Source organism: Vibrio sp. AND4, from assembly GCF_000171815.1.
In the GTDB taxonomy this organism is placed as follows: Bacteria; Pseudomonadota; Gammaproteobacteria; order Enterobacterales; family Vibrionaceae; genus Vibrio.
This window is the reverse complement of sequence record NZ_ABGR01000007.1, coordinates 54,595-72,615: the sequence shown is the minus strand read 5'-3', so window position 1 is coordinate 72,615 and position 18,021 is coordinate 54,595. Positions and strand designations below refer to the sequence as shown.

The 18,021-nt window shown below is 44.6% G+C and carries 18 protein-coding genes; 11 read left to right on the top strand and 7 right to left on the bottom strand.

All coding sequences use genetic code 11. The features are described from left to right. Window position 1 precedes the first annotated feature (1 nt). The 6 genes from AND4_RS10105 (at window position 2) to AND4_RS10080 (ending at window position 5,051) form a co-directional block, all read left to right on the top strand. Complete coding sequence (locus tag AND4_RS10105) at window positions 2-958, top strand: 3-oxoacyl-[acyl-carrier-protein] synthase III C-terminal domain-containing protein (RefSeq protein ID WP_009842862.1); 957 nt, start codon at window positions 2-4, stop codon at window positions 956-958. After that, complete coding sequence (locus AND4_RS10100; protein WP_009842861.1) at window positions 958-1,191, top strand: phosphopantetheine-binding protein; 234 nt, start codon at window positions 958-960, stop codon at window positions 1,189-1,191. The genes AND4_RS10105 and AND4_RS10100 overlap by 1 nt, the downstream gene beginning before the upstream one ends. A 42-nt stretch (window positions 1,192-1,233) precedes the next feature. Beyond that, the gene (locus AND4_RS10095; RefSeq protein ID WP_043991600.1) at window positions 1,234-1,827 is read left to right on the top strand and encodes a hypothetical protein; all 594 of its coding nucleotides are present in this window, start codon (window positions 1,234-1,236) and stop codon (window positions 1,825-1,827) included. A gap of 20 nt (window positions 1,828-1,847) precedes the next feature. Beyond that, on the top strand, window positions 1,848-3,032 hold the full coding sequence (locus AND4_RS10090; protein WP_009842859.1) for a sugar efflux transporter: 1,185 nt from the start codon (window positions 1,848-1,850) through the stop codon (window positions 3,030-3,032). 557 nt (window positions 3,033-3,589) lie between these two features. Further along, window positions 3,590-4,474: a hypothetical protein gene (locus AND4_RS10085; protein WP_009842858.1), complete on the top strand. Its 885-nt coding sequence runs from the start codon at window positions 3,590-3,592 to the stop codon at window positions 4,472-4,474. A gap of 322 nt (window positions 4,475-4,796) precedes the next feature. Next, window positions 4,797-5,051 carry a hypothetical protein gene (locus tag AND4_RS10080; RefSeq protein ID WP_009842857.1) on the top strand — a complete coding sequence of 85 codons (255 nt, stop codon included), beginning with the start codon at window positions 4,797-4,799 and terminating at the stop codon, window positions 5,049-5,051. A 216-nt stretch (window positions 5,052-5,267) separates the two neighbouring features. Here the strand turns inward: AND4_RS10080 and AND4_RS10075 are convergent, their stop codons facing one another. From AND4_RS10075 to ftnA, 3 genes are all read right to left on the bottom strand, one after another. Next, window positions 5,268-6,461: an NAD(P)/FAD-dependent oxidoreductase gene (locus AND4_RS10075; protein WP_009842856.1), complete on the bottom strand. Its 1,194-nt coding sequence runs from the start codon at window positions 6,459-6,461 to the stop codon at window positions 5,268-5,270. A 154-nt stretch (window positions 6,462-6,615) separates the two neighbouring features. Next, window positions 6,616-6,939, bottom strand: a complete 324-nt coding sequence (gene uspB / locus AND4_RS10070; RefSeq protein ID WP_009842855.1) for a universal stress protein UspB — start codon at window positions 6,937-6,939, stop codon at window positions 6,616-6,618. Window positions 6,940-7,023: 84 nt separating this feature from the next. Then, window positions 7,024-7,551, bottom strand: coding sequence for a non-heme ferritin (ftnA, locus tag AND4_RS10065; RefSeq protein WP_009842854.1), 528 nt, complete (start codon window positions 7,549-7,551; stop codon window positions 7,024-7,026). A 219-nt stretch (window positions 7,552-7,770) separates the two neighbouring features. On the opposite strand from ftnA, the gene uspA reads away from it, so the two are divergent. Next, window positions 7,771-8,196, top strand: a complete 426-nt coding sequence (uspA, locus tag AND4_RS10060) for a universal stress protein UspA (RefSeq protein ID WP_009842853.1) — start codon at window positions 7,771-7,773, stop codon at window positions 8,194-8,196. Between the two features lie 70 nt (window positions 8,197-8,266). Next, window positions 8,267-9,145: a carboxylate/amino acid/amine transporter gene (locus AND4_RS10055; protein ID WP_009842852.1), complete on the top strand. Its 879-nt coding sequence runs from the start codon at window positions 8,267-8,269 to the stop codon at window positions 9,143-9,145. Window positions 9,146-9,212: 67 nt separating this feature from the next. On the opposite strand, the gene AND4_RS10050 is transcribed toward AND4_RS10055, so the two are convergent. The 3 genes from AND4_RS10050 to AND4_RS10040 all read right to left on the bottom strand — a co-directional run bounded on the left by AND4_RS10050 (window position 9,213) and on the right by AND4_RS10040 (window position 14,028). After that, window positions 9,213-9,812: a hypothetical protein gene (locus tag AND4_RS10050; protein ID WP_009842851.1), complete on the bottom strand. Its 600-nt coding sequence runs from the start codon at window positions 9,810-9,812 to the stop codon at window positions 9,213-9,215. Window positions 9,813-10,019: 207 nt separating this feature from the next. Next, window positions 10,020-10,799, bottom strand: coding sequence for a class I SAM-dependent methyltransferase (locus AND4_RS10045; protein WP_009842850.1), 780 nt, complete (start codon window positions 10,797-10,799; stop codon window positions 10,020-10,022). A gap of 64 nt (window positions 10,800-10,863) precedes the next feature. Then, window positions 10,864-14,028, bottom strand: a complete 3,165-nt coding sequence (locus AND4_RS10040; protein WP_009842849.1) for an EAL domain-containing protein — start codon at window positions 14,026-14,028, stop codon at window positions 10,864-10,866. 114 nt (window positions 14,029-14,142) lie between these two features. Between AND4_RS10040 and asnC the strand changes: the two genes are divergently transcribed. After that, window positions 14,143-14,607: a transcriptional regulator AsnC gene (asnC, locus tag AND4_RS10035; protein ID WP_009842848.1), complete on the top strand. Its 465-nt coding sequence runs from the start codon at window positions 14,143-14,145 to the stop codon at window positions 14,605-14,607. 83 nt (window positions 14,608-14,690) lie between these two features. Here asnC and prlC read toward each other — a convergent pair whose 3' ends face one another. Continuing rightward, complete coding sequence (gene prlC / locus AND4_RS10030) at window positions 14,691-16,733, bottom strand: oligopeptidase A (RefSeq protein ID WP_009842847.1); 2,043 nt, start codon at window positions 16,731-16,733, stop codon at window positions 14,691-14,693. Here prlC and AND4_RS19505 point away from each other — a divergent pair. Together AND4_RS19505 and AND4_RS10025 are read left to right on the top strand one after the other, a co-directional pair. Beyond that, entirely contained in the window at window positions 16,732-16,959 is a 228-nt protein-coding gene (locus AND4_RS19505; RefSeq protein ID WP_083796280.1) for a hypothetical protein, read from the top strand. The two genes, prlC and AND4_RS19505, sit on opposite strands and share 2 nt — an antisense overlap. A 197-nt stretch (window positions 16,960-17,156) precedes the next feature. Then, the gene (locus AND4_RS10025; protein ID WP_009842846.1) at window positions 17,157-17,996 is read left to right on the top strand and encodes a 23S rRNA (adenine(2030)-N(6))-methyltransferase RlmJ; all 840 of its coding nucleotides are present in this window, start codon (window positions 17,157-17,159) and stop codon (window positions 17,994-17,996) included. Window positions 17,997-18,021 lie beyond the last annotated feature (25 nt).

The following is an 18,021-nucleotide window of genomic DNA, read 5'->3' as shown; positions in this document are numbered from 1 at the left end:
AATGACGAAAACTATTAATTTTGGCTGTATCGGCTATGAGCTTGGTGAAACCTGCATAAACTTGGAGGACAACATCAGTCTCTGCTCAGATCGAAAGAGTCAGTTATTTCTTCGTACTATGGGCTTTGGCACTTACTATAAAACCGAGCGAACATTGGGAGAAATTGCCCAAAAATCGATTGAGCAAAGCTTAGAAAAATCCAATTTATCCCCCAAAGATATTGATTTGGTCATATATTCTTCGAGTACTTTTGGTGACCGCCATGGTGATGCCATTGACAAAGAAATTGCCCGCTGCTTAACCAATGTGGGCCTAGAAAAAGTGTACCCACTGGGGGTTTATCTATCCCAGTGCAATAACTTTTTCGCGGCATTGGATATTGCGACTCAATATATTCATTCTGGGCGACATCAAACCATTCTGATGGTGTTCACAGATAGAGTTCTTGATGAATCAACAAGGTTCAAAAATTTAGCCATTAATAGTGATGCAGCGGCATCTTGTGTATTGTCAACTCGGAGTGATCTAGGGTTACCGCTGACCGTCAGCGGACAAAACATCAAAACACACTTGACCGATGCCGATATGATCAACCCTAACGACAATAGCTTGGATAAGAGTATTCATGACCGATATTTAACTGGCATATCTTCCGTATTTGGGCAGATGTTGACGGAAAACAAGGTCACTGTTAATGATATTAACCAAGTCATATGCCACAACTTCAGCTATAGCGCTCTTCGTCAAATTGCTACCGCTATAAATATCAATGAATCTCTTATATTCAAAGAGAATATCCAAAGATTTGGCCACGCGTACACTTGTGACACCTTAATAAATCTCAACGATTATATGAATAAAAGTGACATCAATCATGAAGGTCAAAAAGTCGGCGTCATCAGTACCGGCTTGTATTTTTGGGGCAGCGCCCTGTTTACAGTAAAAAAGGAAAAATAATGGAAGAACGTTTATTAGCAATATGGATGGATGTGTCTCAGTTGGACAATATTGATCGTGACATGACCGTTTTTGAACTAGGCTTGGACTCAATAAAAGTTATTGATATATCTGAACAAATTTATAAAGAAATGAAGATTCGCCTGGAATGGGAAGAATTTAATGTCATATCAACTTTCAATGATACTTTGTCACTCCTCAATGAAAAAAAGGCACTTTTAGAGAACGCTTAATACAAGGAACTGGTGAATGCTTTTTCACCAGTTATTTAATATATGAGATACTATGCGAAAAACTTCTCCATAACTCACCCCGTCGTTGGGAAATTAGAGTTAACACAGTGCGATAGCGACTTAGTTTTAAGCTATGAAAGCAAAACGCAAAAAATATGTTGGGACTTACCAGAACCCATCATAAACATAGAATTATTTGGCGATACCATCCAGGTTAACTACCAGTTTCCACAGGGCTCTATCCTCAGGAAAAACCTCTATTTTTCTCAAGGTTCTTTTAACTTCACTATTCCCGATGGTATCTGTTTCTTTGTTAAAGAAAATATTGAGCAATGGCCGACCATTTATCATCAATGCCGTGAAGGATCGCAAGTCAGTTTTTATTGTCCTGACTCGACACAATCGCTCGTGGTACAGATACACAGCACAAAACGCGATCATGACGGGCAGTATGTGACCGATTATTCTTTCAAAGTCGGGGCTGAGATTATTCGTCGCTCCCTGTACCCCAACCACTTTATACACATTGACAATTTCTACCTTTATAACAGTCCCTACTCAGGCGCTTGGCCTGTATTTTTATTGAGTAAAGCAAAGCTATCATCTGAGAAGCTGACCTCTATTCTCCCGAAATAATTTTTGATGAGGAATCAAAAATGAAAAGCTTACTTAGCGGTGTTTCTGGAAAGTTATTTGTAGTAAATAGCTTAACGGCAACTGCCTATGCATTTATTCTACCTATAATGAGCGTTTTTTTGGTAGGTGACATTGGCGCAAGTCCCTCTTTTATTGCGTATTATAGCGTCAGTTTCGCACTATCAGGCATGATGTTTAGTCAATGGTTTGGTTCGTTATCAGATAGGGGGGTGAACGATCGATGGCTATTCTTAACCTCTATGGTATGTATCCTTGTTTCCGCAGTCTGCTTTTCTTTTATCACTGAGCCATGGCAAGCACTCATGGTAGGCATTATTCTTATGGGACCCGGAAATGCTTGTATCCCATTAATCCTATCGATGATTAAACGATACGCAGATCAAGCAGGCAAAAACATAACGAGCCTTAACACTCAAATGCGATCTGGGGTGTCCGTCGTATGGATTATCGGCCCTGCACTCGCATTTGTTGTCGCTGATACTTGGGGCTATCAGACCAACTTTTACATCGCTTTTGTCTTGTCTATTTTAGTTATCATCATAACAGCAAAATATCTTCCTTCGTTTAATCAAACCACTCAGGCTTCATTAACATCGGATAGACAGAAGTCGCCTGTAACCATGATCGCCTTTCTTCTTGGCCTTGTTATCTTTTTAGGAAATTTAGCAAACCATGTTTATCTGACCGCAATGCCGTTGTACCTAACTCAAGAGCTGAACATACCTTTGTATTTCCCCGGCTTTTTATTAGGTCTCACCGCGCTGTTCGAAATTCCTGTCATGTTATATGCGGCAAAGCTGTCTGAGAGGTATGGCAAAGGCCAAATTATGGTGTTTGGCCTCCTTTGCGCCATGGTCTATTACGGATTCATGCCCTTTGTTACCTCCATTCAACTGCTGCTCTTACTTCAAGTTTTTAATGGGTTGTTCTATGGGGTATTTGTGGGGTTGGGCATCACTATTATTCAGGATGCTTTCCCGAAGAAAGGCGGCTTCGCGTCAGCCTATTACACCAATATGATGAGGATTGGGATGATGTTCGGCACATCTATCGCTGGTTTCATTGCCCAATACTTTGATTTCCAGACGGCCTTATTCGCCTCATTGGCCTCTATCTTATTTGCTTTGCCTCTTATGTTGTATGTGTTAAACAAGTCGGTTCAAGATTCAATCAGAGCAGCTTAATTAAAACTGTTGTTATCTGTTCGTGGCGATAACGGATATGGCTGTCATATTCTCTTTAGCAGCCTCAGTTCGAATACCACTTCAACAAGGCAGGCCGATGAAACTCTGATACATTTGCGTTTCATCGGCCTGCTGATGCGTCTCTATTTCGACTTCACCAATGAAGCAAACTCCTTTCACCCTATCATCCGCGAGTTTAAACCTGGTAGATGATGTAATTCGATCTCCTCACTTATTATTAAGTAATAAGTCATCAAAACCAGCCAAACTGCTTTGCAATTATCGAAATGAATCAATAAACAATTAAACAAGTTGTTCACTGTATTCTTTTACGTGAACATATTGAGTTTGTTTAGCATTTGGTAAATAACACGTATACAAGAATGTCATTGCCATGGAAAATACACTCTACTGGAGCCAACGAAGTGAAATAATGACACTATATTCATTTTCTTTTTAGTATTTTTGTTGTTTCATCTAAATTGAAAGCTTATTCAAGTTTCGAGGTTAGAACGGGAAACAACCGTCTGAAAGCGATTAGTAATGTGGATGATCATATGAAAGAAGTTATTAGTAAAAAGATACTAGAAGTCCCTGAAGAACGTATCCAGATGTTAGATTCAAAACTTGCTTCGATTGATACCGATATGGCCATATCTTTGTCTTTTGTTCGTCGAGCTCAAGGCCTTACTTTTAAAGACTTGGAACAAAGAACAAGTGGTTTAAAAGGAGCAACGTTGAAACGATATATGCAACAGAGCTACCAGTCTATACGCCCGATTCATGTCGTTGCTGCTTTGTCTTGGATAATGATGGTGCCAATGACAAGCTTCTACTTCGCATTGAAAGCGAGAGAGCATTACCGAGGCATGGATCAGGATGCAATAAAAGCCCTCTATTGTGTTGGTCGCCTACCTACCAAACAATTTGACCTTTACCTGCAAATGGTGATGAACCTGATGAGTGAGGAGAAAAGTCAACAATTTCAGGACTATCATGCACAGCTATTATCTACGATTGATTTACCAACATCGTATGAAGAGTTACTCCCGCCAAGCACTTTGGATATTAATGAGTTTGCTATCGATTATTATCGCTCTGCTGCCATTACCGTGAAACGATTTCGGCTAGAGAATCATATTCCAATTGAAATGATGGCTCGTGTATTAGGCTTATCAGACTATCAATATCTGACGTTTGAAGACGTTAACAAAGTTAGAGACTTTTCGGTAGCAATAGGTTTTCGAATCAAGCTCGGCTTCCAACTTGACTCTCATGTTTCATTCACAAGTGAGATGCAACAATTTCCTCAATTTCATCAACTTCGAAAATTTCAGCACGTTAGAGATTCACTTATTGTTGAAGCACTTCGTCAACTGCCACCAAAACATAAGAATAGCATTGTACAGGTACTTATAAATCTATCAGAAATATACATGTAAAATGAGACATTTGAACGTAAAGTGGAAATATATAACTTAAAAGACGCAGTATTTTGACTTGCGAATTTTTCAGCGGTATCCTTGGTTATATAAATTTCAAATCACCAAACAAATGGAACAAAGAATATACATTCTATATTGTTAGTATATAAACAAAAAAAATACTGAGTTTTCGAACAATATATCGATAAACTCAAAGCGTAGAACTAATCTTTCTTTACTCATTACAGTGCCGATACAAGTATTGATAATTATTAGTGTCTATTTGATTTTTGATAATTTTCATTATATTTCGTCTTTTTATTTTATAGGACGATAAGTGATGAAAGTGATAGAAATAGCGAGAAAAATGAATAACAACCTCCTAGAGCAGTATTTAGCTGTAGCAGATCAACCTGTTAAAGACTTTATGGCCGAAGTTTTGGAGAGCTTAGGTAAGCAAAAATCAGAGATGCAGGAGCCTCTTATAACCTTACATTATTTCGGCGCTTTGCTTGAAGTGAGGTTAGTGTCGTTTGATGGAGACAGGCCCGCCTATAAGCAAAATAAAGACAAGGTTAAAGAGCTGGCAAATTAGGGTCAAAAAACGCTTTACCCATCTCTGGATATTAACCCTGTCATTTCTGCTCTTTATTTTCAGTCATGGTGCCCAACAAAGCTCAATGTCGTTTCTATAATAAAACTGAACGTGGTAATTGCTTAGACTGAATTTATGGCTTGGCACCATACATGACAGCGTCGGAGATCGAGTACTTTTAAGCAACCATATACAAACTCAGGTGGCTCGACACAATTACACCCACTGACCCGCCACAAAACCGCTCGACCAACACCATTGGAAGTTGTAACCACCTAGCCAACCAGTGACGTCCATCACTTCACCAATGAAGTACAAGCCTTTGATGTTTTTACATTCCATCGTTTTTGAAGAAAGGTGATCGGTATCTACGCCACCTAGGGTAACTTCTGCGGTGCGATAACCCTCAGTCCCGTTAGGTGCAACTGCCCAATTTTCTAGGCGCTCAACGATGGTTGCCATTTCTTTTTGGCTGAACTGCTTAAGTGGCTTATCTGCCAGCTCTTTACGTTCAATCAGTACTTCCACCAAACGCTTCGGTAGCACTTTGGCCAGTGTGTTCTTTAGGGATTGATTTGGGTGCTTCTCACGGCTACGCTCCAGCAGCGCTGCGATGTCGTCATTTGGCACGAGGTTTATCGTCACCTTCTGACCCGCTTTCCAGAACGAAGAAATCTGCAGTACTGATGGACCCGATAAGCCACGGTGAGTGAACAGTAATGCCTCTTTGAAAATAGTGCCGTCTTGCGCGGTGATTTCTGCCGGGATCGCAATGCCCGATAGCTCAGCAAAATCTTCTTTGTCTTCTTTATGCAGAGTAAATGGTACCAAACCAGCTGTCGTGGTGATCACCGGAAGTTCAAACTGCTCGGCAACCTTGTAGCCAAATGGCGTTGCGCCCAATTTAGGCATCGACAGGCCACCCGTTGCCACCACCAAAGATTCACATTCGATGTTTTCAGTACCAGCGTGCAGGCGGTAACCATCGTCAGTCTTCTCGATCGAGTGCACGTCACATTGGTAACGCTGTTGGATGTTTGGCATTTCGCATTCTGCTAGCAGCATCTTAACGATGTCTTTGGCGGTAAACGCATCAACACAGAATAGCTGCCCATGATCGCGCTCTTCAAACTCGATGCCATGCTTGCTGACCATAGAGATAAAGTCCCAGTTGGTGTACTGCGACAATGCCGATTTCACGAAATGCGGATTTTGGCATAAATAGTTGCTTGCAGAGACGTCGTAGTTAGTGAAATTGCAACGCCCACCACCTGAGATAAGGATTTTACGCCCTGGTTTTTTCGCATGATCCAGCACGAGTACACGGCGGCCGCGTTTACCTGCTTCAGCAGCACACATCAAACCTGCCGCACCTGCGCCGATTACAACAACATCAAAATTCTTACTCATGGGTAATGCTCAATAACTTATCTAGATTGGTTTATCCAAAATCCAAAAATAAAAAAGGATGTGCGTATTGCACATCCTTGCTCTCTGCAGACGCTATTCTAACGACAAATGTCGGGCGGGAAAAGCGCTTAAATTCCAAACATTATTTTCGAAGTTATAGAATAAAGGCTGCAAGTAGGGTCACACCGAGAAGAGCGATCGACAAAATGAATAACTCGCGCACCCTCTCACACTTGCCAGTAAATATCTCATCGTGATGATGATGATACTCTTTGCTCTTAATGTAATGGTACAAACGTACCTGTTTGGAGACGTTGCCATGGGTGGTAAAAAATCCATTGCCGTCCACTTGCTGATAAAGCAAAGGATGTGCCTCACGCATGATATAAATCAGAGAACGAAGAGCGGTGAAGTAACGGACCATATTGACTGCCGTTACTACCATTAGCGCAAATAAGATTGTGTCTCCACTGATCATCTTTTCCTCCCTACATCTTCAATGACGCTCAAAAGAAAAAGACGACTTGCTTCGTCTCTTACCCGCTACTTAACGCAAGATACGCTATGCAGACGGAGCATCCATGATTGAAGATGAACCTTCTTTCGCCATTTGTGCTAGATCTTTATCAATGAAGAACAATGCTTTACCGTCCTCACCGACTAGCTCGATCTTATCTAAAATCCCTTTAAACAACTTTTCTTCTTCGTGTTGTTCAGCCACGTACCATTGTAGAAAGTTAAACGTTGAGTAATCTTGACTGGTGAATGCACCATGGGCCAGTTTGTTGATTTTTTCCGTGATCATTTGCTCATGTTCGTAAGTTTCACGGAAAACATCGCCCAGGCTCGCAAAACTGTGCTTTGGTGCTTCAATTGCCCCTAAAATAGGCATTGAACCTGTTTCACTCACGTAAGTGAATAGTCGTTGCATGTGCTCCATTTCTTCTACGGCGTGGGCGCGTAAAAATTCAGCGGCACCTTCGAAACCTTTGTCTTCACACCAAGCACTCATCTGTAAGTATAGATTGGATGAGAAAAATTCTAGGTTAATTTGCTCATTCAATTGTTCAACCATAGTTTGAGACAGCATGTTAGCTCCTATTTCTGTGTATTCGTTATACCCAAATAACCTCAAGATGGGTGGATTTAGCGAGGGCGACTGTTCAAAGTCACTTGGGTATAACCTAATTGTACCATGTTTACTGATTTAAGACTTTGTACCTACGATATTGATATGAGATCACTTCAGCAAAATTCTCTCTGACTTAGTGCTAATCTGAGACTATGACTTTAGCATGGAGATAGCAACATGAGTTATAGACACATACTTGTGGCCGTCGACCTCTCAGACGACAGTAAAGTATTGATTAAAAGGGCCGTGTCACTGGCTAAACCTCTGGATTCGAAAGTCTCTTTCATCCATATCGATGTGAATTACGCCGAACTTTATACTGGGCTGATCGATATCAATATGGCAGAGGCACAGCACCAAGCGATGGAAGCGTCTCGTACACAACTAGCAAATTTTGAAGACTTCGCGGAGTACCCAATCACACATACATTAGTCGGTAGCGGTGATTTGAGTAACGAGCTATGTGATACCATTCAGAACTACAACATTGATTTGGTGGTTTGTGGTCATCACCAAGATTTCTGGAGTAAAATTCTCTCTTCAACACGTCAGCTGATTAACTGCTCACCCGTCGATATGCTGGTCGTACCGCTAAAAGACTGATTTGCGTTGGCTCGACCGGAAAACTTAGTTAGACTGCGGGCACCTTTGTTGTTGATAAAGATTCTCATCCATGCCTTATCTATCCGCAGTTACCCTACTTTGGGCATTCTCATTTAGCCTGATTGGCGTTTATCTTGCTGGTCAGGTTGATTCTTGGTTCTCTGTTTTTATGCGCGTGGCGCTGGCGAGCCTAGTTTTTATTCCTTTTTTAAAGTTTCGTGGCGTAAGCAAGTTGCTGATCGCGAAATTGATGGTCGTTGGCGGTTTCCAACTCGGTTTAATGTATTGCTTCTATTACCAGTCTTTCTTACTCCTCTCTGTACCAGAAGTTCTACTGTTCACCGTCTTTACCCCTATTTATGTGACCTTGATTTATGACTTATTAAAAGGTCGTTTCTCGCCTTGGTATTTCGTCACAGCGGCAATTGCGGTATTAGGTGCAGCCTGGATTAAGTTTGCTGACATCAATGAACATTTCTTGATGGGCTTTTTGGTGGTACAAGGGGCGAACTTATGTTTTGCCATCGGTCAGGTGGGCTATAAATACATCATGGAAACCGAACCGATGGACCTGCCGCAGCATACCGTGTTTGGTTACTTCTACTTGGGCGCATTGTGTGTGGCAACCGTCGCTTTTGCTCTAATGGGTAACCTAGACAAGTTGCCAACGACAGCGACGCAGTGGGGCATTCTGACTTACCTTGGTTTGATCGCCTCTGGCCTGGGTTACTTCGCTTGGAACAAGGGCGCGACCATGGTCAACGCTGGCGCTCTCGCCGTCATGAACAATGCTCTTATCCCTGCTGGTTTGGTTGTGAATATATTGATTTGGAACCGCGACGTCGATGTGATGCGATTAGCTATTGGCGGTGCGATCATCATGCTATCGCTTTGGATTAACCAGACTTGGGTAAAGAAGCGTGTAGAAAAGAAATACGCCAACAAGTAGCCAAATGAGGCTCCTGAAAAAAAACGCTCTCCAAATGGAAAGCGTTTTTTGATTAGATAAAAATAGATTAGTGCACTTTGGCTTGCGAGCTTGAACTTGTCGATGCATTAGGCGGCATTGGTAGCAGTATCTCAATTTTGGCATTACGCGCTTCAAGCTTACGTTGTTGTTTTAGTAATTTTTGCTGATTTTTGGCTAATTTGAGTAATTTCTTTTGCTGTTTGTAGTATTTCTTAACCGCTTTTTTGGCCTTCTTCAACGCTTTCTTGTCTGACAAATCAAACATAACAGGTGCCTCAAACTTGGTAGCAGAGGTCACAGCCGCCACTTTCGCGGCCAGCTTCTTCTCTTTCGCTCGTTCCACCACACGCTTCACGATGGCAGTTTTCTCTGCGCCTTGTTCAGGAGCCATGATGATTGATGCCTCTCGATTGCGCGGTGAAGTTGGTAAAGCTTCCGCCAATAAACCACAAGCTTGCTGCTCAGAGAGCGGCTTATCTTGGCATTTTTGAGGAGGAATCGCAGCAGGCTTACACAAGGTGTCTTTGGAGGCAGAAGAACGGGCACAAGAGCGACAAACAAACTTAGGCTCGACAACTAAGCGGTGAATATCGCCCAAACTCTCAGCAATCTGTTTGCGGCTCATCTTACATAATCGTTTCGCCATGCTACTACTCCAGCTTCCCAATTCTCGACTGTCTTACTCTACAAGATCACACAAAGTGAATAATAATAATTCTTAGTTAGATATACAGTCCGCGTGCCGAATGATCAAGAGAAAAGTATCAATAAGCGACTCGTACGCCAGATACAAACACAGCGCTAAACCAAGCGCTGTGGGAAGAAGTGTAGTGTCGTCAGGCGTTTAGTCGGGTCACACCATTGACGCCTTCACATAGACATCAAAACGGTTTTTTTTGGTTTCGATTGCCATGCTTGGCTTTTTCTCATCGAGCCAATTCGCATAATCAGGGCGCTTAACCACCACACGCTTACTCGCCAAGGTCATCGCAGGAGCCAATAAACCATCAGCATCAAGATCCGCTCCAACCAAAGATTGGAAGACGCGCATCTCTTTCTTCACTAATGCCGATTTCTTTTTGTTTTCCGGGTGTGGGTACATAGGATCGAGGTAAACCACATCGGGCTGGACGAAATCTTTGTCTTGCGCTAGATGCTCCAGCGCATCATGGCTAGAAGCATGAATCAAAGACATACGCTCTGATACCCAAGTTCCGATGTCTGGATCGTGTTTTGCGCGGGCCAAGCCATCATCCAACAGTGCGGCGACCACTGGGTGACGCTCAACCATTTGGACCTGACAGCCCAGCGACGCCAACACAAACGCATCACGCCCCAAACCTGCCGTGCCATCCAGTACGGTTGGAGTTACGCCTTTGTTCAAACCGGCCGCTTTCGCGATAGCCTGCCCCTTGCCCCCGCCAAACTTGCGACGATGTCCAACTGCACCACCAATCAAATCAACAAAGATTGCACCCAGTTTGGGTTCATCCACTTTGCGCAGCTCAAGTCGCTCTGTCGTTAGGACTAAAGCAAAGTCACTGTCTTCAGTGTGAGAGAGCTGCCAACGTGCAGCGAGTTCATCAAGGTGAGACTGTTGAGATAGGTCTTCACAAATCAATTGCAATTGCAAAAGGAGGCTCCAGTAAAAATCGGCTTAACTGGCGCTGAGTGTATACCTAACCCACCACTCATTGCTAGGTTAAGGAGAAGTTAGACAACTTCCGGTACGTGGTCTCAGATTGTAGAAGTTCGTCGACAAGCTCAGCGAGAGGCTTAGGATGCCCAATGCCATAACCTTGCCCATAATCGACACCAAGCTCAACCAAACAGGCTCTAACTTGGTCATTCTCAACAAATTCTGCCACGGTAATTTTGCCCATTTGCTTGGCTAAATCGTTGATTGAACGCACCATCACGCGATCCATCTCGTTGACGTTGATATCTCGCACGAAAAGACCATCGATTTTTACGATATCAACTGGAAGTCGTTTCAAATAGCCGAAAGAAGACAAACCTGAACCAAAATCATCCAATGCAACCAAACAACCGAGAGCACGGACTCGAGTAAAGAAATCGAGCGCTTGATCTATATTGCTCATCGCCGCCGTTTCAGTGATTTCTAAACAGATCTTCTCACAAGGAATCACAGACAACTGCAAACGCGCTAGAAGGAAATCAATAAACTCTTGATTCCCCATCGACTGACCAGACAAGTTAATCGCGCAGCGACCGAGCTTTCTCACCACTTCAGGACGTGCTTCAAACCACTCAAGGGTCTGGGTAATCACTTGTTTATCAATCCAGTGAGCGATGTTGTAGCGCTCACTGGCTGGCATAAAGACACCCGGTGACAAATAGTGACCTTGAGCATCACGAATACGCACCAAAATCTCAAAACACAATGGCGAGCCACCGCCACTCAAATTCAAAATACGCTGGGCAAACAATTCAAGACGTTTACTCGATAGCGCTTCATGCACCAGATTGACGCTTTGCATCTCTAATTGGCGGTGCTGCAACTCTTCGTTATCCAAGCTGAATAAGTTAAAACGGTTACGCCCCTGCTCTTTCGCGGCATGGCAGGCTGAGTCCGCTTGAGCATGCACCATTTGTGGCGTTTCTGCCGTGTGGTCAATAATACGGATGCCCACCGAGCAACTCATGAAAAGCTGTGTATCTTCCCAGCGGAAAATTTGCTCACCTAAGGTAGTAATGATCTGCTTGGCAACATTAAGTGCGCAGTGCTCATCGCAGTCTTTCAACAACACCGCAAATTCATCACCGCCCATGCGTGCCAGCACAGAATTGTCTGGCAGTACCTCCTCTAACATGCTGGCACAAAATTGGATCGCCGCATCACCCGCATCATGCCCAACGGTATCGTTCAGCACTTTGAGCTGGTCAAGATCGAGGTACAGCATCGCGTGCACACGTCGATGGCTTTCCACTTCTCGCAGTGCCGTTTGGAGTTCTAACTCGAAATAGTTTCGGTTGTAGGTGTCGGTCAGTAAATCATAGCACGCTTGATATTCAAGCTGCTTGGCGAGCTTCTTAGTCTCGGTAATGTCTTCGCCAACGATCAACAGTTGGTCAGAATCTCTTAAAGGGCGAATATTTTCACGCACCCACACACTCTGTCCATCAGCATGGCGATATTCAATTTCACGGCGCCAAACACCGTGCATCACTTGCTGCGGCTGCAACAAGACTTGGCGAGGATAGAGTGCTTTTTCATCACAATAGAATGAAGATAAATGCTGCCCCAACATATCCAGTGGCTGATAACCCAAAAGCTGCTGCGCAAAGCGGTTCACCTCTTGTACACGGTTATTATTATCGAGTGTTACCATCATCACGGGTTGCTGCTCGTAGTAATTACGTAGGCTCGCTTCACGTTGGTAAAGTTTATCTTCCATTGCTTTACGGCTGGTGATATCGCGCGCCTCAAACAGATACTGATCTTGGTTCGCCACTTGTTGAGAAAAGGGTTTAAGGGACACCTCCAATACCATGGCGCCGTGTTCCTTACTCCAGATTTCGGCCTCAAAGGTAGCGACTTGGCGATGGCTGGAGTGGAAATAGTTGGCGAGTAACTGCCGTGCTTCCTCGCTCCAGTGTTTATGATGCCAAAGTGGGCGGACGACACTCATATTCTGACGATTAAATAGAGATTGCAGACGATCATTACCTGATTTGAGCAAGCCATGCTGATCGAGAATCCCCATGTACTGCATACTCTGATCAAACACCGACTCTAACATCGCCTGGCTCTCACGGGCGATGCTTTCGCTGCGACGAATGCGCTGCAGGTAGTAACTGAGCAGCAAAATAGTGCAAGCCATTACGACTAAAATGCTACCAAAAAGACTGATTTCCCGTGCGTAACGCTCTGCAAACTCTGCTGGTTTATTGTAGAACACCGATGACGCTTCTTGCTCTGCCCCTAAGCCCCAGCGAACAACTGATTGGTAATCAAGTTTAATGTCCGACTCTGTACTCACCACCGCAGGTAAGGCTTGCATCGGGTCTTCCAACACTTTCTCCAGCAACTTCGCTGCTTCGGCGCCTTGCCGGTAGCCACTTTGAATAACACCACCGACCGCACCATGCCCAAGTTCAACGTCGTGCACCATAAATACAGGCGCATTGGAAGCTTGGTTGATATCACGCCAGTCTTGATCGGTCGCAACGTTGCCGTGGATATCTCGATAGTAAGTCCAAAACAGCACCACATCATCAATGCTCATTTCTGACACTTTTTGCTTCAGCGTTTCAAGGCTATCTGGCACAAAGTGGTGAACTTTGTCGCGATATGTGGGGTTTTGATTGAGAAAGCTTTCGATCTGGCCGCGAAGTGCCGTTCCCGTCACCGAATAGTCACTGACAACAAGAACCTGCTTATGCTTAGGATGTAATCGCTCGATAAGCGCAAGATTAGCGAACAAGTCTGCATCTTCAATCACACCAGTGGCTCTGAGCCCCTCAAGCATAGAGGGGTCATAATGGTTGATACCGCTGAAAATAACAGGGGTATCTTGTAGAGCGTCTGACAAACGCTTCATTAACGCAAGTGCATTGTTATCGCTGACGACGATTGCATCGAAATGCTCTTCACTCAGTTTGGTGCGATAAAGAGATTCAAGTTGACTGAAAAATTGCTGACTCTGACTGCGCTTAGAGTCAAGATACAAAACACGAATATCAAGCGGGCGCCCTTTAAGTTGCTGAGCGAACCCGCGCTGAATAGAATCAGTCCAGAAAAAGCCTTGATGATAAGAGTGAACAACAAGGACTTTTTGCTCTTGCGCCGTTGCAAACGTACTGAAAATAAGCGCTATAAAAAACAGAAAAAGTGGCACATCAACTCCATGATTCAGAACTACCTCGCGATTATCCCTGCGTAAACCTTGTGAATCCTGTCCGCTGTGAGTATAAAATGAAAGTCAAACCTCATACCCAACGGAAATAATTGTATGAATGCGAGCCTGCCAAAACTCGACGATCTCGATCGCGCTATTCTCAAAACCTTGATGGCGGACGCACGTAAACCTTACGCAGAAATGGCAAAACAATTTCATGTTAGCCCTGCAACCATCCACGTTCGTATCGAGAAAATGAAAGCCGCAGACATCATCGAAGGTACAGAGGTCATCGTCAACACCAAAAAGCTAGGATATGACGTGTGTTGTTTTATTGGCATCAACCTCAATGCCGCTCGCGACTATCATTCAGCACTAGAAAAGCTCAATGCCCTGGATGAAGTAGTGGAAGCCTACTACACCACAGGCGCGTATAACATATTTGTCAAATTAATGTGCAAGTCGATTGAAGAGCTGCAATTTGTCTTGATTGATAAGCTTCAAGCGATCGACGAAGTGCAATCCACCGAGACACTGATCTCTTTGCAAAATCCAATCAATCGTAGTGTAAACCCATAACGCTATGAATCAACGAATAAAAACCAATCTCAGAATAAAAAATGGGCAGCCACTTGGCTGCCCATTTTCATTATCAATCGAGATTATGCGGCGATACCAGAATGGCGCAGTAGCGCATCGATCTCTGGCTCACGACCACGGAAGCGCTTAAATAGCGCCATTGGTTCTTCACTGCCACCCATCTCTAGAATGTTGTTCAAGAAACTTAGGCCGGTTTCTTTGTTAAAGATGCCCTCTTCTTCAAAACGAGAGAATGCATCGGAAGACAATACTTCCGCCCAAAGGTAACTGTAATAGCCTGCGCTGTAACCACCAGCAAAGATGTGACCAAAACTGTGTGAGAAACGCGCCCACTCCACTGCTGGCACAACTGCAACTTTTCCTTTTACTTCAGCCAAGGTTTCAAGCACACGGGGACCAACTTCTGGATCGTATTCTGTGTGAAGAGTGAAGTCGAACAAACCGAATTCGAGCTGACGAAGGATACCCATCGCTGACTGGAAATTCTTCGCTGCGAGCATTTTGTCTAGCATTGCTTTTGGTAACGGTTCACCAGTTTCGTAATGACCAGAGATGAACGCTAGCGCATCTTCTTCCCAACACCAGTTTTCTAGAAACTGACTTGGTAGCTCAACCGCATCCCAAGGCACGCCGTTGATACCCGATACCGCGCCTGTTTCTACTTGCGTCAACATGTGATGGATACCATGACCAAACTCATGGAATAACGTCACGACTTCATCGTGAGTAAACAGTGCTGGCTTGTCGCCCACAGGACGGTTGAAGTTGCACGTGAGGTAAGCAACCGGTGTTTGTAACTCGCCCGATAGCGTCATACGACGGCCACGGCAATCATCCATCCACGCACCGCCACGCTTGTGCTCACGTGCGTACAGATCAAGATAGAAACTGCCTCGTAGTGTGCCCTCGCTGTCAAAGATGTCGAAGAAGCGTACTGATTCGTGCCACGTATCCACACCTTCGCGCTCGGTCACTGTCATACCGAACACACGATTGAGTACTTCAAACAGGCCGCTGACCGCTTTGGATTCAGGGAAATAAGGACGCAGCTCTTCATCTGAGATTTGGAACAAGTGCTGCTTTTGCTTCTCGCTGTAGTACGCGATGTCCCATACGTTGAGCTCGCTGACACCAAACTCGGCGATAGCAAACTGACGTAGCTCTTCGATTTCGCGCTCACCTTGTGGTTTCGCTTTGGTTGCCAAATCATTCAAAAAACCGAGTACTTGCGCTGGGTTCTCTGCCATTTTGGTAGCCAGAGACTTTTCGCTGTAGGTGTTGAACCCCAACAGACGAGAGATTTCATGACGCAGTTTTAGCTGCTCAGTGATGATTTCTGAGTTATCCCATTGACCTGCGTTTGGACCTCGGTCAGAGGCGCGTGTTACGTATGCTTCGTACACTTCTTTACGTAGATCTTGGTTATCACAGTATGTCATTACTGGTAAGTAAGATGGGATATCAAGCGTAATTAAATAACCATCGAGCTCTTTCGCTTCTGCGGCCGCTTTTGCTGCTGCAAGGGCCGACTCTGGCATGCCAGCAAGTTCTTTTTCGTCTGCCACATGCTTAGTCCAACCCATGGTTGCATCCAGCACATTGTTGGAGAATGTCGAGCTTAGCTCAGACATGCGCTTGCTGATTTCACCGTAGCGATGTTGCTCGTCTGATGGCAGACCTATGCCTGAAAGCTCGAAGTCACGCAGTGAGTCCGAAACGGTCTTTTGTTGTGCACGCGTCAGTGTTGCAAATTCTTCACTTGCTTTGATCGCTTTGTACGCCTCGTACAGACCTTTGTGCTGACCAACCCAAGTGCCGTACTCAGACAAGATGGCTAAGCAGCTTTCGTACGCTTCACGCAGTGATTCACTGTTCATGACTGAGTTCATGTGCCCCACTGGCGACCAAATGCGGCTCAAGCGATCATCTGCTTCTTCAATTGGTGCGATAACACTGTCCCAGCTCAGGTTTGCGTTGTCTTTCAGTACCTCGTCAATCTTGGCACGACAGTCTGCAATCGCCTGCTCCACCGCAGGTTTAATGTGTTCTGGTTTGATTTGTGAAAACGGAGGAAGATCCGTAAACGTAAGAAGTGGATTAGACATGAATAATTCCTTTTGTGTTTTGGCTCTGTATCTGCCTATTCGCATTTGCAAAGCACCTATTGGTATTTGCAAAACAACAGGCGAACTCAATGCACAGGTAAGCCAACAACATGGATGGGGGGATTTCCGTTCCCTTTCTCGATGCAACAATGGCCAAATGGCGCAAAGCGCGCTTACTCTGTCCTTGAGTCTTGTTATGCCTAAGCTAGGATTCGCGCTCTATTGAGGCTGCCTCATCCCGCCTAGGTTTAATTTGTTTACTCATACTAAGTATGGGTGACTTAAAGAAATTTCAATAGCGTCCCCAAACAGGGATAGCGATTTAAATCGAAGTTCTACATCTTCAAGCGACTTGAGTATAATACCGTGATATCGCCAAAATCACAGACCACACTCGGTTAAAGAGTGTTTCGAGAGTTTATTTTGTTAAGTTACCGTCACAGCTTCCACGCTGGCAACCACGCTGACGTGGTGAAACACATCGTTCAAAGCCTCATTCTTGATGCACTAAAGCAGAAAGATAAGCCATTTGTTTATCACGATACCCACTCGGGTGTGGGACGCTACGATCTGACTCACGAATGGTCTGAGAAGACGGGCGAATACAAACAAGGCATCGCGCGCATTTGGGACAAGCCAAATATGCCTGCAGACATCGCAAGCTACATCGATTCAATCAAAACATTAAACAACGGTGAGAAGCTGCGCTATTACCCAGGCTCACCGCGTGTTGCACGTGCGCAAATCCGCCCACAAGACCGCATGGTTCTGACGGAGCTGCACCCATCTGATCACCCGCTACTAGAGCAAGAGTTCCACCGCGATCGCCAAGTAAGTATCTACAAGGAAGATGGTTTTCAACGTCTCAAAGGCAGCCTGCCTCCGCAAGAACGTCGTGGCTTGGTGCTGATTGACCCACCATACGAGCTAGCGAAAGAATACCGCGACGTCGTGCAAGCGATTTTCCAAAGCCACAAGCGCTGGGCAACGGGTATCTACGCAATTTGGTACCCAGTGGTAAACCGCTGTGATATCGAAGACATGCTTGAGGGGTTAGAAGGGCTTGGTATTCGTAAAATCCTGCAAATCGAATTGGGCGTAACGCCAGACACCAACGAGCGTGGCATGACCGCATCGGGCATGATCGTGATTAACCCACCGTGGAAACTGGAGAGTCAGATGAAAGAAATTCTGCCATTTCTGCAAGAGGCCATCGCACCAGCAACAGGTCACTGGAAAGTCGACTGGATTGTTCCAGAATAAACAACTTAATTTCAAAACCTAAGCG

What these genes read in the sequence shown, in the direction of transcription:
- AND4_RS10080 (WP_009842857.1), top strand. Translation starts at nt 4,797, where the DNA reads ATGAAAGTGATAGAAATAGCGAGAAAAATGAATAACAACCTCCTAGAG.
- asnC (WP_009842848.1), top strand. Translation starts at nt 14,143, where the DNA reads ATGAATGCGAGCCTGCCAAAACTCGACGATCTCGATCGCGCTATTCTC.
- AND4_RS19505 (WP_083796280.1), top strand. Translation starts at nt 16,732, where the DNA reads ATGAATAATTCCTTTTGTGTTTTGGCTCTGTATCTGCCTATTCGCATT.
- uspA (WP_009842853.1), top strand. Translation starts at nt 7,771, where the DNA reads ATGAGTTATAGACACATACTTGTGGCCGTCGACCTCTCAGACGACAGT.
- AND4_RS10085 (WP_009842858.1), top strand. Translation starts at nt 3,590, where the DNA reads ATGAAAGAAGTTATTAGTAAAAAGATACTAGAAGTCCCTGAAGAACGT.
- AND4_RS10075 (WP_009842856.1), bottom strand. Translation starts at nt 6,461, where the DNA reads ATGAGTAAGAATTTTGATGTTGTTGTAATCGGCGCAGGTGCGGCAGGT.
- AND4_RS10090 (WP_009842859.1), top strand. Translation starts at nt 1,848, where the DNA reads ATGAAAAGCTTACTTAGCGGTGTTTCTGGAAAGTTATTTGTAGTAAAT.
- AND4_RS10100 (WP_009842861.1), top strand. Translation starts at nt 958, where the DNA reads ATGGAAGAACGTTTATTAGCAATATGGATGGATGTGTCTCAGTTGGAC.
- AND4_RS10105 (WP_009842862.1), top strand. Translation starts at nt 2, where the DNA reads ATGACGAAAACTATTAATTTTGGCTGTATCGGCTATGAGCTTGGTGAA.
- prlC (WP_009842847.1), bottom strand. Translation starts at nt 16,733, where the DNA reads ATGTCTAATCCACTTCTTACGTTTACGGATCTTCCTCCGTTTTCACAA.
- uspB (WP_009842855.1), bottom strand. Translation starts at nt 6,939, where the DNA reads ATGATCAGTGGAGACACAATCTTATTTGCGCTAATGGTAGTAACGGCA.
- ftnA (WP_009842854.1), bottom strand. Translation starts at nt 7,551, where the DNA reads ATGCTGTCTCAAACTATGGTTGAACAATTGAATGAGCAAATTAACCTA.
- AND4_RS10055 (WP_009842852.1), top strand. Translation starts at nt 8,267, where the DNA reads ATGCCTTATCTATCCGCAGTTACCCTACTTTGGGCATTCTCATTTAGC.
- AND4_RS10050 (WP_009842851.1), bottom strand. Translation starts at nt 9,812, where the DNA reads ATGGCGAAACGATTATGTAAGATGAGCCGCAAACAGATTGCTGAGAGT.
- AND4_RS10095 (WP_043991600.1), top strand. Translation starts at nt 1,234, where the DNA reads ATGAGATACTATGCGAAAAACTTCTCCATAACTCACCCCGTCGTTGGG.